This window comes from Cupriavidus sp. 10L45 (genome assembly GCF_056395225.1).
Window position 1 is genome coordinate 302,882 of sequence record NZ_JBFTJC010000007.1, and the last position, 14,743, is coordinate 317,624.

General features: G+C 66.1%; 13 protein-coding genes. 12 read left to right on the forward strand and 1 reads right to left on the reverse strand.

The genetic code is table 11. The annotated features are described in order from the left end of the window. Nucleotides 1-18: 18 nt before the first annotated feature. Nucleotides 19-246, forward strand: coding sequence for a hypothetical protein (locus AC1DFU_RS15265; protein ID WP_092289604.1), 228 nt, complete (start codon nt 19-21; stop codon nt 244-246). After that, nucleotides 243-488: a hypothetical protein gene (locus AC1DFU_RS15270; RefSeq protein WP_441593559.1), complete on the forward strand. Its 246-nt coding sequence runs from the start codon at nt 243-245 to the stop codon at nt 486-488. Before AC1DFU_RS15265 ends, AC1DFU_RS15270 begins: the two co-directional genes overlap by 4 nt. Before the next feature lie 28 nt (nt 489-516). On the opposite strand, the gene fnr is transcribed toward AC1DFU_RS15270, so the two are convergent. After that, entirely contained in the window at nt 517-1,242 is a 726-nt protein-coding gene (fnr, locus tag AC1DFU_RS15275) for a fumarate/nitrate reduction transcriptional regulator Fnr (RefSeq protein WP_092290819.1), read from the reverse strand. Nucleotides 1,243-1,326: 84 nt separating this feature from the next. Between fnr and AC1DFU_RS15280 the strand changes: the two genes are divergently transcribed. The 10 genes from AC1DFU_RS15280 to AC1DFU_RS15325 all read left to right on the forward strand — a co-directional run bounded on the left by AC1DFU_RS15280 (nt 1,327) and on the right by AC1DFU_RS15325 (nt 14,727). Further along, nucleotides 1,327-2,085, forward strand: a complete 759-nt coding sequence (locus AC1DFU_RS15280; RefSeq protein ID WP_441593560.1) for a sulfite exporter TauE/SafE family protein — start codon at nt 1,327-1,329, stop codon at nt 2,083-2,085. 636 nt (nt 2,086-2,721) lie between these two features. Then, nucleotides 2,722-3,645, forward strand: a complete 924-nt coding sequence (gene scpB / locus AC1DFU_RS15285; RefSeq protein ID WP_441593561.1) for an SMC-Scp complex subunit ScpB — start codon at nt 2,722-2,724, stop codon at nt 3,643-3,645. Nucleotides 3,646-3,673: 28 nt separating this feature from the next. Then, the gene (rluB, locus tag AC1DFU_RS15290) at nt 3,674-5,623 is read left to right on the forward strand and encodes a 23S rRNA pseudouridine(2605) synthase RluB (protein ID WP_092289597.1); all 1,950 of its coding nucleotides are present in this window, start codon (nt 3,674-3,676) and stop codon (nt 5,621-5,623) included. A gap of 337 nt (nt 5,624-5,960) precedes the next feature. Continuing rightward, nucleotides 5,961-6,449 carry a ribosome maturation factor RimP gene (gene rimP, locus AC1DFU_RS15295; protein ID WP_092289595.1) on the forward strand — a complete coding sequence of 163 codons (489 nt, stop codon included), beginning with the start codon at nt 5,961-5,963 and terminating at the stop codon, nt 6,447-6,449. Next, the gene (nusA, locus tag AC1DFU_RS15300) at nt 6,446-7,921 is read left to right on the forward strand and encodes a transcription termination factor NusA (RefSeq protein ID WP_092289593.1); all 1,476 of its coding nucleotides are present in this window, start codon (nt 6,446-6,448) and stop codon (nt 7,919-7,921) included. The genes rimP and nusA overlap by 4 nt, the downstream gene beginning before the upstream one ends. An 83-nt stretch (nt 7,922-8,004) precedes the next feature. Further along, nucleotides 8,005-10,896: a translation initiation factor IF-2 gene (infB, locus tag AC1DFU_RS15305; protein WP_092289591.1), complete on the forward strand. Its 2,892-nt coding sequence runs from the start codon at nt 8,005-8,007 to the stop codon at nt 10,894-10,896. 63 nt (nt 10,897-10,959) lie between these two features. Continuing rightward, complete coding sequence (gene rbfA / locus AC1DFU_RS15310; RefSeq protein ID WP_092289589.1) at nt 10,960-11,331, forward strand: 30S ribosome-binding factor RbfA; 372 nt, start codon at nt 10,960-10,962, stop codon at nt 11,329-11,331. A 72-nt stretch (nt 11,332-11,403) separates the two neighbouring features. Further along, nucleotides 11,404-12,354, forward strand: a complete 951-nt coding sequence (gene truB, locus AC1DFU_RS15315; RefSeq protein ID WP_441593563.1) for a tRNA pseudouridine(55) synthase TruB — start codon at nt 11,404-11,406, stop codon at nt 12,352-12,354. 125 nt (nt 12,355-12,479) lie between these two features. Beyond that, entirely contained in the window at nt 12,480-13,445 is a 966-nt protein-coding gene (locus tag AC1DFU_RS15320) for an Ig domain-containing protein (RefSeq protein WP_441593564.1), read from the forward strand. A gap of 97 nt (nt 13,446-13,542) precedes the next feature. Then, entirely contained in the window at nt 13,543-14,727 is a 1,185-nt protein-coding gene (locus AC1DFU_RS15325) for an MFS transporter (protein ID WP_441593565.1), read from the forward strand. Nucleotides 14,728-14,743: the final 16 nt, after the last annotated feature.

Sequence of the window (14,743 nt, forward strand, 5' to 3'; positions counted from 1 at the left end):
CGACGCAAGGAGTAGGCAATGACAGCGCAACAAGTCAAGCCGTGGTGGAAGGAACCGTGGCCGTGGCTGCTGATGAGCGGACCGCTGCTGGCGATGATCGGCTGTGGTGTGACGATCTGGCTCGCCAATACCCACGCCGACGTGCCGGTGCGCGATGCCGCGCGGCATGGGCTGGTGGTGGAGAAGCTGGATGGGTCCGCCGTGCGTGCCGACGCCCATGTCAATGACACGGCGAGGCGGCCATGAGACTACGCTGGCTGATGTGGGTGATGTGGCCAGCGTTCCTGATGGGCGGCGTGGCCACGGCAACGGTGTTCTCGATTGTCGATCCCAGTGACCTGAGCTTCTTCGGTCATCCGGTCGACGCGTCGCGTGAGGCGATCTATACCGTGGGATTCCTGCTGGCGTGGCTGTTCTGCGCCTTGTCGAGCGGCCTGACGCTCTACACCATGCCAACGCCGCTCAGCAATACCGATGAACTCGAGTAGCGAGTGCACCGCCGCCGGCGAGCCGGCCTTAGCAGGAGCGGTTGTAGATCTGCTTGATGCCGGCCATGTCGATGAGCTTGACGTGGCGCTGGCGGATCTGGATCAGGCCCGCCTCGGCAAAACGAGAGAACAGGCGGCTGACGGTTTCGAGTTTCAGGCCAAGATAACTGCCGATCTCCTCGCGACTCATGCGCAACACGAACTCGCTCGACGAGTAGCCACGCGCCGACAGGCGATCGGAAAGATTGACGAGGAACGCGGCAAGCCGCTCCTCGGCCCGCATCGAACCCAACGTCATCAGCATCACCTGGTCCTGCGAAATCTCCTTGCTCATCAAGCGCAGGAACTGGGTTTGCAGCGAGGGCAGGTCAGACGAGAGCGCCTGCAAGTCGTTGAAGCGTACGACGCAGACTTCGGCATCCTCGAGGGCCGTGGCATCGGAAGCATGCTGCATTTCGCCGAGGCCATCCATACCGACCATCTCGCCGGGCAGATGGAAGCCGGTGATCTGCGAGCGGCCGTCTTCGAGTGTCACGTGCGTCTTGAGCGTGCCGAAACGCACGGCATAGACGGCGGTGAGCGGATCGCCCATGCGGTAAAGCGTTTCGCCCTTGTGCACGCGCACGCGTTCCTGCACGAGCGTGTCCATCTTCAGGAGGTCCTGGTGCGACATGCCTACCGGCAGACAAAGCTGGCCCATCCCGCACGTAGAGCAGCGGGGCGAGATCTCGGTGACGGGTATGGAGGTAAGCAATTGAGGGCTCTTGGTGATGCGCATTGCAGCGAGGGCGCGACAGATCAATTTTACCGCGTGAAGTGACGCGGAAGCGAGGGACCGTTGCCATTTGGTGTGCTTTTCAGCGTTTTTATCGTTGCGTTGTTTGGTGGCGTCCACTGTGCTGCGATGTGTGGCGGCATTGCGATGGCGGCCGAGCAGCGCGCGGCGGTGCGCGTGCCGGTGACGATCCATCGCTCGCCGCGCGGCTGGCTCGTGGAATTGCTGGCGATGCACGCCGGCCGCCTGACCACCTACGCGTTGCTGGGGGCGGTGGTGGGTGCCGTCGGCGCCACTGTATGGAAGCAGGACTATCTGCCTGTGCAGCGATGGCTCTATGGCGCAGGCGGAGCGATGCTGGTGATGTCGGGCTTGTGGCTGTTGCGTGGGCGCACCATGCGTGCGGCGCGCCTGGAGGCGTTCGCGGTGCGCATGGCCCAAGGGGTGGTGGGTCGCATGGGCGCGCTCGGTATCAGGCTGCCTGCCGGCCTGGCCCGGCATGCGCCGCTGCTGCGGCGCTTCGGTCTGGGACTCGCCTGGGGGATCGTGCCGTGCGGGATGGTCTATGGGGCACTCGCAATGGCGTTGCTGGCCGGCAATGCGGCGTCGGGCGCGCTGGTCCTGTTCGCCTTTGGGTTGGGAACGCTGCCAAACCTGCTGGTGATTTCGGGGTTGTCGGGCTATGTGCGCCATGTGTCGCGCCGGCCGGCGGTCCGGACCGTGGCGGGCGTGCTGATCATCGGCTTCGGCATCGTGGGCGTGGCGCGGGCGGTCTGGCTCCCGGAGACGCTGGCTGCGCATGGGTTCTGCGTGGTGTTCTAGGACGATTCCGGGCGGCGGACAGGCCGCCCCGGTTCGTGCCATTCGCCACGCCGGGCGGCGGGCAGGTTGCGGAGGGGGGCGGGAATGCCATACAATCGCGAGAACCACGGTATCGCGCCACGTAATTCCCTGGCGTCGCCGGGCCGGCATCCCTGATCTGGGATGCGTGTCCATGGGTCCGAGGCAGCATTGGCTTGCCGGATCCGTCCCCACAGTGCATCCGGTTCAAAAGATCTGGTTTAAAAGGCCGGTCGGCCTTGTGGAGTGGTGGCGCAGGCGCAGGACGAAGCTTGTCCGGGCCGATATCCGTTTTTTCTTGCCGCCTTGGCAATCTGATTGTCCTGGCGAATGTCCGCTCCAAGGGGAAGGGTTCCGCCTGCGAGGGTAAAGGCGAGAGCGCGACGCAAGAGGTTCGACTCCCGGCGAAGCCAGCCGGATGCGGACGATCTCCTGCCGGAACGACCCGGCAAATCGATGCAAAAGAACGAAGTGCACCGCTTGGCTGCCTGGGCTGCGACAGGCTGCGAGTTGGCTGCGCAATGAGATGGCGGTGGCATCGGTACCGCTGTATCCGAAATCTCCAGTGCTCCGGGATTCGTCCGGGAGCAGGTGCAAAGACAGGCTGCACACAATCACATGAATACCCAAGAGGCGAAGATCGTCCTCGAGACCGCGCTGATTTGTGCGCAGGAGCCCCTGCGCGTCAACGATCTCCGCCGTCTTTTCGCCGACGATGTCGGCGCCGACACCATCCGCGCCCTGTTGGACGAATTGCGACAGGACTGGCAGCAACGCGGTGTGGAACTCGTGGCCCTGGCCAGCGGTTGGCGTTTCCAGAGCCGGCCCGAGATGCGCGAGTTCCTCGACCGGCTCAACCCGGAAAAGCCGCCCAAGTATTCGCGCGCGGTGATGGAGACGCTGGCCATCATCGCCTATCGCCAGCCCGTGACGCGCGGCGATATCGAGGAAATTCGCGGCGTGACGGTCAGCACCGACGTGGTCAAGAAGCTCGAGGACCGCAGCTGGATCGAGGTGATCGGGCATCGCGACGTACCGGGCCGTCCCGCGCTCTATGCCACGACCAAGGCGTTTCTGGACGATCTGGGGCTGCGCACGCTGGATGAGCTGCCGCCGCTCGAGGATGCCCAGGCCCAGGTCCAGGCAGCCCTGCTGGACCAGCAGGCGATAGATTTTGAAGAAGTTGCCACGGCCAACCCGCCGGCTGGCGATGAAGAGACCTTTGCCGAGCCCCAGGCCGCCGAGACCGCTACCGATGCGGTGGAAGCGGAAGTCGTGGCCGTGGCGGAGAGCGACCATGCGGAGCCGGTGGAGACGGAAGCCCACGGCGCCGATACCGAACAGAACGACACGCCGCACCCGCAAGACAACAGCGTTGCGCAGTGGTCCGCCGATGGCGGGCATGACGACGACGCGCCGCTGGCCCACGCCAACGGTTTCCACGTGGACACAGCTGCTTCCTCCCCGGAAGCGGCCGACGATTCGGTCCGGGACGGCAACGCGCCGCATCCTGCTGAGGACGACGAACGCGTGTCCAACTGAATAACACGCAACATCGATAGTGAATACTTTGTCTGATTCCGCTGAGCAAGACGTCCGGCAACCGGACGCGCCGGGCGATACCGGCGCTGCGCCCGACGCGGGCAATGGCACCGACGGCGCGCCGCGCCGCAAGGGCCTGCGCCGTGGCCTGCGCAATCTGGTGGCGTCGCGCCGCCAGTCCGCACAGGACCGCGAGGGTGGCCGTGCCGAGGGCGATGCCGCCGCACCGGCGCAAGCCGACGCGCCGCAGCCCGACGCCGCCGCACCGGCCGGTCGCGAGCCGCGCGCCCGTGGCCGCCGCAAGCCGGCAGCCGATCGTGATGCCCGTGACGTCCGCGAACCGCGCGCCGAGGCGAGTGACGCCGACGGCCAGCCTGCGCAGCCACAGGGTGCCGGCGTGCGCAAGCGCCGCCAGCAGCCCCAGCGCAAGGCTGCGCTGGTCGATGGCGACAACAAGCCGGCAGCCCAGCAGCCGGGCCGGCGCGACAAGCGCGGCCAAGGCGGTCAGGGTGGCCAAGGCGGCCAGGGTCAGCGCAAGGGGCAGGCGGGCGCCGCAGGCGGCAAGCCTTCGGAAAAATTCGAGCAGCGCGCCGGTGACAAGCCGGCTCGCGGCGCGAAGGCCGGCAAGCCTGCTGGCGGTGCCGAGGACGTCTTCAAATTCGTGATCTCGGAACAATTCGATCAGGAAGAGATGGCGCTGCCGCGCACCAAGGCCAAGCCGGTGCGCGAACTGTCCGCCGACGATGACGCGCCCAAGCTGCACAAGGTGCTGGCCGAAGGCGGCCTCGGCTCACGCCGCGAAATGGAACAGCTGATCCTCGAGGGTCGTGTCTCGGTTAACGGTCTGCCGGCCCACATCGGCCAGCGGATCTTGCCGACCGACCAGGTGCGCGTGAACGGCAAGCTGATCCATCGCAAGGTGTCGAGCAAGCCACCGCGCGTGCTGCTGTATCACAAGCCGTCCGGCGAAATCGTGAGCCAGAGCGATCCGGAAGGCCGTCCGACCGTGTTCGACAGCCTGCCGCGCATCAAGGCCGGCAAGTGGGTGGCGGTGGGTCGTCTCGACTTCAATACCGAAGGCTTGCTGATCTTCACGACCTCGGGCGATATCGCCAACCGCTTCATGCACCCGCGCTACGGCGTGGAGCGCGAATACGCGGTGCGCACGCTGGGCGAGCTGGCCGAGGCCGACCGCCAGGCGCTGCTGCACGGTATCCAATTGGACGATGGCGAAGCGAACTTCCTGCGCATCGCTGATGGCGGTGGCGAAGGCGTGAACCAGTGGTATCACGTGGCGCTGACCGAAGGCCGTAATCGCGAGGTGCGCCGCATGTTCGAGGCCGTTGGCCTGACCGTGTCGCGCCTGATCCGTACGCGCTACGGCCAGTTCCTGCTGCCGCGCGGCCTCAAGCGTGGCCGCTGGCAAGAGCTGGACCCGACCGACGTGCGCGCGCTGATGGCCAATATCGGCCTGAAAGCGCCGGCGAAGGGCGAGCAGGGCGGCAAGGGTGCCACCAAGGTGGGCGGCCGCAAGGCGCGTACCGAGGCGGCCATTGCGGGCATGCCGATGCACACCGGCATGGACGGCCTGCCGCGCTACGAAAAGGGAGGCGCGCGCGGTAACGGCGGCGGTGCCGGCCGTGGTGGCCAGCCCGATCCGATGCAGACCTCGATGGGTTACATCCCGACCGGCCCGGCGCCGCTGACGTCGCATACCACCAAGTTCAGTGGTGGCGCGGCCGGCGGCCTGCGTGGCGGCGGTGCCGGTGGGCGCGGTGGCAATCGCGGCGGCCTTGGCGGCGGTGGTGGCCTGGGCGGCGGAGGCATGGGTGGCCAGCGCGGCCAGCAGCGTCGCGGCGGTGGTGGCGAGGCCAACGGCAATGTGATGCCGAAGGCAGCCAAGGGCGGCGGCAATGCCAGCGGCCCGCGTCGTCCGCGCGGTCGTGGCGGCAACCAGGGGGGTGGCGGTCACCGCTAACCCAGGCAGGCGGCATGCCGGCCGGGGCTCGCCCTGGCCGCACGCTGCCCGCGGATCCTGTCCGGCTTTTGCCTTTTGGACATAATCCGCGTATAATCCAAGTCTATTCAAAAGTGTCATCCTTAGCGAGGGTGGGCGAATGATGGGCATTGCGCCCATTTTTTTTTGGTTCGCCCGTTTTGTGCTTGTGGCCGCGACTGCGCCACGCCGGCGCCGGGGATGACGGGGCAGGCAAGGCAGCGGTTCGTTCCAGAACCTCGTTTCAGGACCTAGTTTCAGAACGGAAGTCGTTGTCCGGTGTCTGCCATGGTGTTGAAGGCCACTATTCGGGAATACAGTGCATCTGGCAGATTTGATCGAAACCACCCTTAACGGCATGGGCTACGAGTTGGTTGAGCTTGAGCGTGCCCCCGTCGGACTGCTGCGTGTCTATATCGATCAGCCTGAAACCGGCATCGTCATTGAGGATTGCGAGAAAGTAAGCCGCCAGCTTACCCATGTGCTTACGGTCGAAAATGTCGACTACGAGCGCCTCGAGGTGTCCTCGCCCGGTCTGGACCGGCCGCTGAAGAAGCTGGCCGATTACGTCCGTTTTGCCGGCGTCGAGGCCAGAATCACGCTGCGCCTCCCGGTGAATGGCCAGAAGAATTTCGTCGGCATCATCCAGGCACCCACTGGCGATGACGGAGCCGAGAAAATCGGCCTGGAATTCGAAGGACGCGACGGCCCGGCACTGCTGGAATTCGCCATATCCGACGTCGACAAGGCACGGCTCGTGCCAGTGATCGACTTCAAGGGAAATCAAAGAAAAGGGAACAAGCAATGAGCCGCGAAGTTCTGTTGCTCGTCGATGCGCTTGCGCGTGAAAAGAACGTCGACAAGGATGTGGTATTCGGTGCGCTCGAAGCAGCACTCGCTTCGGCCACCAAGAAACGCTTCGAGGAAGACGTGGATATCCGCGTCGCCATCGACCGCGAATCCGGTGAGCACGAAACGTTCCGCCGCTGGCTTGTCGTCCCCGACGAGCAGGGCCTGCAGGAGCCGGACAAGCAGATCCTGCTGTTCGAAGCCCGCGATCAGGATCCGGAGATCGAGCTCGAGGAGTTTGTCGAAGAGCAGATCGAGTCCGTGGAATTCGGCCGGATTGGCGCCCAGGCGGCCAAGCAGGTGATTTTGCAGCGGATCCGCGACGCCGAGCGCGAGCAGATCCTGAACGATTACCTGGATCGTGGCGAAAAGGTCATGACCGGCACGGTCAAGCGTGCCGACAAGAAGGGTCTGATCGTGGAGTCCGGCCGCGTGGAAGCGCTGCTGGCCCGCGACCAGATCATTCCGAAGGAAAATCTCCGTACCGGTGACCGCGTACGGGCGTATATCCTCAATGTGGATCGCGCCGCGCGCGGCCCGCAGATCGAACTGTCGCGTACGGCACCCGAGTTCCTGATCAAGCTGTTCGAGAACGAAGTGCCGGAGATGGAACAGGGCCTGCTCGAGATCAAGGCGGCCGCCCGCGACCCCGGCGTGCGCGCCAAGATCGCCGTGGTGGCCCATGACAAGCGCATCGACCCGATCGGCACTTGCGTGGGCGTGCGCGGTACCCGCGTGACGGCTGTGCGCAACGAGATCGGCGGCGAGGCCGTGGATATCGTGCTGTGGTCGGAAGACCCGGCGCAGTTCGTGATCGGCGCACTGGCGCCGGCGCAGGTGCAGTCCATCGTCGTGGACGAGGAAAAGCATTGCATGGATGTGGTGGTGGACGAGGAAAACCTCGCCGTCGCCATCGGCCGCAGCGGCCAGAACGTACGCCTGGCGTCCGAACTGACCGGCTGGCAGATCAACATCATGACGCAGGAAGAATCGGCGCAGAAGCAGGCCGAGGAAAGCGAAGTGGTACGCAAGCTGTTCATGGCCAAGCTGGACGTGGACGAGGAAGTGGCGGACATCCTGATTGAGGAAGGGTTCTCCACGCTGGAAGAAGTTGCCTACGTGCCCATCAGTGAAATGATGGAAATCGAGGCCTTCGATGAGGACACCGTCACTGAGCTGCGCAACCGCGCACGCGATGCGCTGCTGACGATGGAACTGGCCCGGGAAGAAAAGGTGGAAGAGGTGTCGCAGGATCTGCGCTCGCTCGACGGCCTGACCCCCGAGCTGATCGGCAAGCTGGCCGAAGGCAATATCCACACGCGTGACGACCTGGCCGAACTGGCTGTGGACGAACTGGTCGAGCTGGCCGGCGTGGCGGATGAGGAAGCCAAGGCGCTGATCATGAAAGCACGGGAACATTGGTTTAACTGAGGGACACGTACGGGGCCAGGGGCCCCGGCGCTTTCCGCATACGATTTGTCCCGACGTAGAAACCGAGCATTGAAAGGGTTTGAATGGCAAGCACAACAGTTGCCCAACTGGCCGCAGAACTGAGCCGCAGCGCAGCTGCCCTGCTGGAACAATTGCAGGCAGCTGGGGTGGGCAAAGCGACGCCGGAAGACATCATCACCGAATCGGACAAGACCCGACTCCTTGATTATCTCAAGCGGTCGCACGGTCAGGCCGACGACAGCGCACGCAAAAAGATCACGCTGACCAAGCGCGAAACGTCCGAAATCCGTCAGGCCGATTCCACCGGCAAGACCCGTACCGTTCAGGTCGAGGTGCGCAAGAAGCGCGTCCTGATCAAGCGTGACGAGGTCGCCGGGGATGCACACGCCGATGGCGTGGACGCCGCGGAAGCGGCCGAGGCCGCCGCCGAACAGGCACGCCGCGAGGAAGAGGAAAGCCGTCAGCAGGCCGAGGCGCTCGCGCGCCAGGAAGCCGAACTGAAGGCACGCCAGGAAGCCGCCGAGCGCGAGGAAGCCGAGCGCCGTGCGCGCCAGGAAGCCCTCGAGGCCGAGCAGCGCCGCCAGACCGAACTTCTCGCCCGCAAGGCCGAGGAAGAGGCCGTGGCTGCCCAGGCGGTGAACAACGCCGTCGAGGACGCTGCCGTGCGCAAGAAGGCCGAGGACGACCAGGCCCGCGTGGCCGCCGAGCGCGTGCAGGTGCAGAAGGATGCGGATGACGCGAAGGCAGCGGCCGACAAGGCCCGTGCCGAGCAGGACGCCGCCCGCCGCCGCCGCGAGGCTGCCGAGGCCGAGGCCCGTGCGATCCAGCAGATGCTGAACGCCCCGGCCCGCGTGCTGAAGGCGCCGTCGGAACGCAAGGCCGAGGAAAAGAAGGCCGAGCAGACCGGTACGCTGCACAAGCCGGTGAAGCCGCCTGGCACGACGACCGAAGCCAAGAAGGACGACAAGAAACCGGCCACGACCACCACGGCCACGACCACCGTCGACAAGAAGACCGGCAAGCCGGTCAAGACCGGTACGTGGCAGGACGATAGCTCGCGCAAGAAGGGCAGCGGCCTGAAGACGCGCGGCGATACGTCGGGCGGTGTGGGTGGCTGGCGCGGTGGCCCGCGTGGCCGCGGCGGCAAGCAGCATGCCGACGATCGCAGCAACTTCCAGGCGCCGACCGAGCCGGTGGTGCGTGAAGTGCACGTGCCGGAAACCATCTCGGTGGCCGATCTGGCGCACAAGATGGCCGTGAAGGCGTCCGAGGTCATCAAGCAGATGATGAAGCTCGGCCAGATGGTCACGATCAACCAGGTGCTGGACCAGGAAACCGCCATGATCGTGGTGGAAGAAATGGGCCACAAGGCGTTCGCCGCCAAGCTGGACGATCCGGAAGCACTGCTGGTGGTGGATGGCGAAGACCATACCGACGCCGAACTGCTGCCGCGTCCGCCGGTGGTGACCGTGATGGGTCACGTCGACCACGGCAAGACCTCGCTGCTCGATTACATCCGCCGCACCAAGGTTGCCGCGGGCGAAGCCGGGGGCATTACGCAGCACATTGGCGCGTACCACGTCGAAACCGAACGTGGCGTGATCACCTTCCTGGACACCCCGGGTCACGAGGCCTTCACGGCCATGCGTGCCCGTGGCGCCAAGGCCACCGACATCGTGATCCTGGTGGTTGCGGCGGACGACGGCGTGATGCCGCAGACCAAGGAAGCGATTGCGCACGCCAAGGCCGCCGGCGTGCCCATCGTGGTGGCGATCAACAAGATCGACAAGCCCGAAGCCAACCCGGACCGCGTGAAGCAGGAACTGGTGGCCGAGCAGGTGTTGCCGGAAGAGTACGGCGGCGATTCGCCGTTCGTGCCGGTGTCCGCCAAGACCGGCCTGGGCATCGACGACCTGCTCGAGCAGGTGCTGCTGCAAGCCGAAGTGCTGGAGTTGACGGCACCGGTGGACGCCCCGGCCAAGGGTCTGGTGGTGGAAGCCCAGCTCGACAAGGGCAAGGGCCCGATCGCGACGATCCTGGTCAGCAGCGGCACGCTCAAGCGTGGCGACGTGGTGCTCGCAGGCAGTGCCTACGGCCGCGTGCGCGCCATGCTGGACGAAAACGGCAAGCCGACGAAGGAAGCTGGTCCGTCGATCCCGGTGGAAATCCAGGGTCTGTCGGAAGTGCCGGCCGCCGGCGAGGAAGTGCTGGTGCTCCCGGACGAGCGCAAGGCGCGTGAAATCGCCCTGTTCCGTCAGGGCAAGTTCCGCGACGTGAAGCTCGCCAAGCAGCAGGCCGCCAAGCTGGAAACGATGCTGGAGCAGATGAGCGAAGGCGAAGTGCAATCGCTGCCGCTGATCGTGAAGGCCGACGTGCAGGGTTCGCAGGAAGCACTGGTGCAGTCGCTGCAGAAGCTGTCGACCGAGGAAGTGCGCGTGCAGATCGTGCACGGCGGCGTGGGCGGCATCTCGGAGTCGGACGTCAACCTGGCTGTGGCCTCGAAGGCAGTCATCATCGGCTTCAACGTGCGGGCTGATTCCGGCGCGCGCAAGCTGGCCGAGCACAACGGCATCGACATCCGCTACTACAACATCATTTACGATGCGGTAGACGAGATCAAGGCGGCGATGTCCGGCATGCTGGCGCCGGAGAAGCGCGAGACCACGATCGGCCAGGTGGAAGTCCGCCAGGTCTTCCGTGTGCCGAAGATTGGCGCCGTGGCCGGCTGTATGGTCACCGACGGCATGGTCAAGCGCAACTCGCTGGTGCGCGTGCTGCGCAACAACGTGGTGGTGCACACCGGCGAACTGGACTCGCTCAAGCGGTTCAAGGACGACGTCAAGGAAGTCAAGCAAGGCTTCGAGTGCGGTTTGTCGATCAAGAACTTCAACGACGTTCAGGAAGGCGACCAACTCGAGGTGTACGAAATTACCGAAGTGGCGCGTACGCTGTAAGGCGATACGCAAGACGGCAGGCTCCGGCCTGCCGTTTTCACTTTGGGCACAAGACAGGTTTGAATGGCCAAGAAAGGCAATATCTCTTCCCGCAATCTGCGGCTTTCCGACCAGATCCAGAAGGAACTGGCCGAGATGATCCAGCGCGAACTGCGCGACCCGCGCCTGGGCCTGGTCACGCTGCAATCGGTGGCGCTGACGCCCGATTACGCGCACGCCAAGGTCTACTTCACGGTGCTGGGCGCCGAGCCTGAGGTGGCCGCCGGTATCCTGCGCGAGAAGGCCGGTTACCTGCACTCGCTGCTATTCAAGCGCCTGCACATCCACACCGTGCCGACGCTGCATTTCCATCACGACACCTCGGTGGAACATGCCATCGAAATGTCGAAGCTGATCAACGAAGCCAATTCGACGCGCGCCAAGGACGACGAGTAAGTCCGTCGCGCCGTTCCGCCTTTGTGACGCGCGCCGGACCCGCTCCGGCGCCGCGCTTCTCTCCCCGCCGCAATGACCGATTCCTCCGCAACCCGTCCGCTCCGGCTGCCGCGCCGCGACGTGCATGGCGTGCTGCTGCTCGACAAGCCACTGGGCCTGTCGTCCAACGACGCGCTGGTGCGCGCCAAGCGCATGCTGCGCGCCAACAAGGCTGGCCACACGGGCACGCTGGACCCGCTCGCCACCGGCCTGTTGCCGCTGTGTTTCGGCGAGGCGACCAAGTTCTCCCAGGATCTACTCGAGGCCGACAAGACCTATGAGGCCGTGGTGCGGCTCGGCGTGACGACGACCACCGGCGATGCCGAGGGCGAAGTCGTTGCCGAACGCCCGGTCACCTGCGACCGCGCCGCGCTGGATCTGGCGGTATTACGATTTACGGGCCCAATCGAACAGGTGCCGCCGATGTATTCGGCCCTGAAGAAGGACGGCAAGCCGCTATATGAATACGCGCGCGCCGGCCAGACCATCGAACGCGCGGCGCGGGCGGTGACGATCCATGCGATCGAACTGCTCGACGTGGCCCTCGACGCCAGTCCGCCGCAATTCACGATGCGCGTGCGCTGCAGCAAGGGCACCTACATCCGCACGCTGGGCGAGGACATTGGCGAAGCGCTCGGTTGCGGCGGCCACCTGACCGCCTTGCGCCGCACGGCCGTGGGCGACCTCACGCTCGATGGCGCGGTCACGCTGGAACAAATCGACCAGCAATCCGACGATATTCGCCCGACCATGCTCGCGCCCGTGGACGCCTTGCTGCAACGCTGCGTGCTCGTGCAGCTCGACGACGCCGCGATGGCGCGATTCCTCCAGGGCCAGCGCATCGCCCGGCGCGACCTGCCCGAGGGCACCGCGCTGGAAGAGGAAACCCTGGCGCGCGTGTACGGCGGCGAGCCGTCCCGCCTGCTGGGCGTGGCCCGGATGCGAGAGGGCGCACTGCGCCCGGAGCGGCTCGTAAAGATCTGAAATCTGGCCGGGCAGCGGCCAGCCAGTCCCCGACGGACGTGTTGTATATTCACGCGTGATGCCATAGGCATCGGCGCGGCCAGCGGGCAGGGCCGCAATAAAAACAACCACTTACGGGGCTGACGATGTCTTTCCGATCCTTCGGTGCCGCGCTGCGCGCGCCGCATGCTGGTCTGTCGTCGGCCCGGTCGTGGCTGGCGATTCTCTTTCTGGGTGGTGGGGCGTTGCTGTCGGGATGTGTCACCGATGAAGACGACGGGAAAGTCCAGGCACCGGCGGGGCTGAGCTACGCCATGACATCGGCGATCTACGTAGCCGGCCAGCCCATCGTGCCGAATCGACCCAGCGTCAGTGGCGACCCTGTGACGCGCTATTCCGTGGCACCGGTCTTGCCGGCCGGGCTGACGATCGACGCGGCCAGTGGGGTGATTGCCGGTACGCCCGCCTCGGTCAGCGCCGCCACTGTATACGTAGTGACCGCCGAGAACGCCGGCGGCAGCGCTACCGCCCGGGTGCAAATCGAGGTGCGCAATACCGGGGCGGCGCCTTCGGGGCTGACTTACCGGGAATCGGCCGTCATCTACACCGTCGGCACAGCCATCACGGCCAATACGGCCACCAGCACCGGCGGCCCCATTTCCACATTCCGCATCGCGCCCGCACTGCCGGCCGGGATGGCATTCAATACCCAGACGGGCGCCATCACTGGCACGCCGACCGTCGTGTCGGCCGAGTCGAGCTATACCGTCACGGGCAACAACGGGGCGGGCGAGACCACCGCCACGCTGCGTATCGCCGTGCAGGCGGGCGTCGTGGCACCGGCCAGCCTGGCGTTCAGCACGCCCACGGCCCGCTACGTCGTGGCGGAAGCCATCGTACCCAATACCCCTGTGGTGACTGGCGGCGCGGTCATCGCCTATACGGTCAGCCCGCCCTTGCCGGTGGGCCTGAGCATGAACACGCAAACCGGCGTGATCTCCGGCACGCCAGCGGTCGTGCAGTCGCAGGCGGTCTACACGGTCACGGCCCGCAATGCTGGAGGCAGCACGCAGGGGCAGGTGCAGATCTCGATTGTGGCGCGAGGCAGCTAGGCTTCGGCTACGCCCCCGGCCCCTGACCGAGCGGCCCCGGGCCGAGGCTCCCATGACCTATCCTTGACCCACCAGCCACGAATCAGCGGTGGGAGCCATGCGTTGCCTGATTTTTTGCGCGGTGCAGTGCCTGCTGGCCGTGACGTGGACGCTCTACGCGGCCTTCCTGCCGCAACTCGCCGCGCAGGTCGGCATTGGCAAGGCGCAGGTCGCGTGGATCTTGTTGATGGATCAGGCGATCTTCGTCATCGCCGACAGTGCCATGGGCATCGCCGCCGACCGCATGGCCAACGCCATGCACCGTCTGGGCGTCTGGATCCTGGCGATTTCGGTCGTCTCCGGCGTCGCTTTCGTGCTGCTGCCGGCCGCCACGTCGCCGGCGCTGCTGGTGGGCCTGACCGCGCTCTGGGCCGCCAGCTCGTCCGCGCTGCGTGCACCGCCGATGGTCATCATCGCGCGTCGTCTTGAACGCTCCGCCACGCCGCTTCTGATTGCATGGTCGATACTGGGCATCGGGCTGGCCGGGGCGCTGGCCCCGATGCTGACGGCGGCGCTGCGCCAGTCGTCGCCCGTAGTGCCGTTCGTGCTGGCGAGCGCCGGCCTCGTGGTGGCAGTGGTCGCACTGCGCTGGATCGAGTTGCCGCCGCGCGAAGCTCTCCCGCCCCGCCGCGCCCCGCCCGCGCCGATGCCGGCGCTCTGGCTGTTCTTCGCCGCGACGTGGCTGCTGGCGTTCGGCTTCCAGATCCACATCGCGATCAATTCCGGTCCCGCCTATCTCCGCTTTGCGCCCGCCACAGAGCTGGTGCGCTACATGCCGGCCTTCTGGGTGGGCTTCGTCCTTGGGGTGTTGCTGCCGCAGGCGCCTTTGCTGAAGCGCGTGCCGGCCGCCGTGCTGCTGCTGGCTGCAGCCCTGCTGGGGGCGCTCACGCTGGTCGGTTTCGCCACGGCCTCCACGCTCCCCGGCGTGTTGCTCGCGCAGGGCGTTGCGGGCGTGTTGTGGGCGATGGTCTTCGGCACGGTGGTCAATGCGGCGACCGATGCCGGCCATGTGGGGCGGGAAGGGCGCTTCGTCGGGCTGGTGTTCTCGCTCGCGGCGCTGGCGGCGTTGGCGCGCATCGCCATGCTGGCCGCCGGTGCCGCCGCGCCGCTGGCGGGCTGGTTGCCCTGGCTGCCGGTGTTCGCCTGGGGCTGCGCCGCCGTGTTGCTGGCCGCGTTTGCCTGGCAGGGCGGCACGCGGATGGTGCCGCCCGTTGGCGCCGCGTCGCCGCCGGAGCGGCGATAGCGGCGGGTGCGCTTTG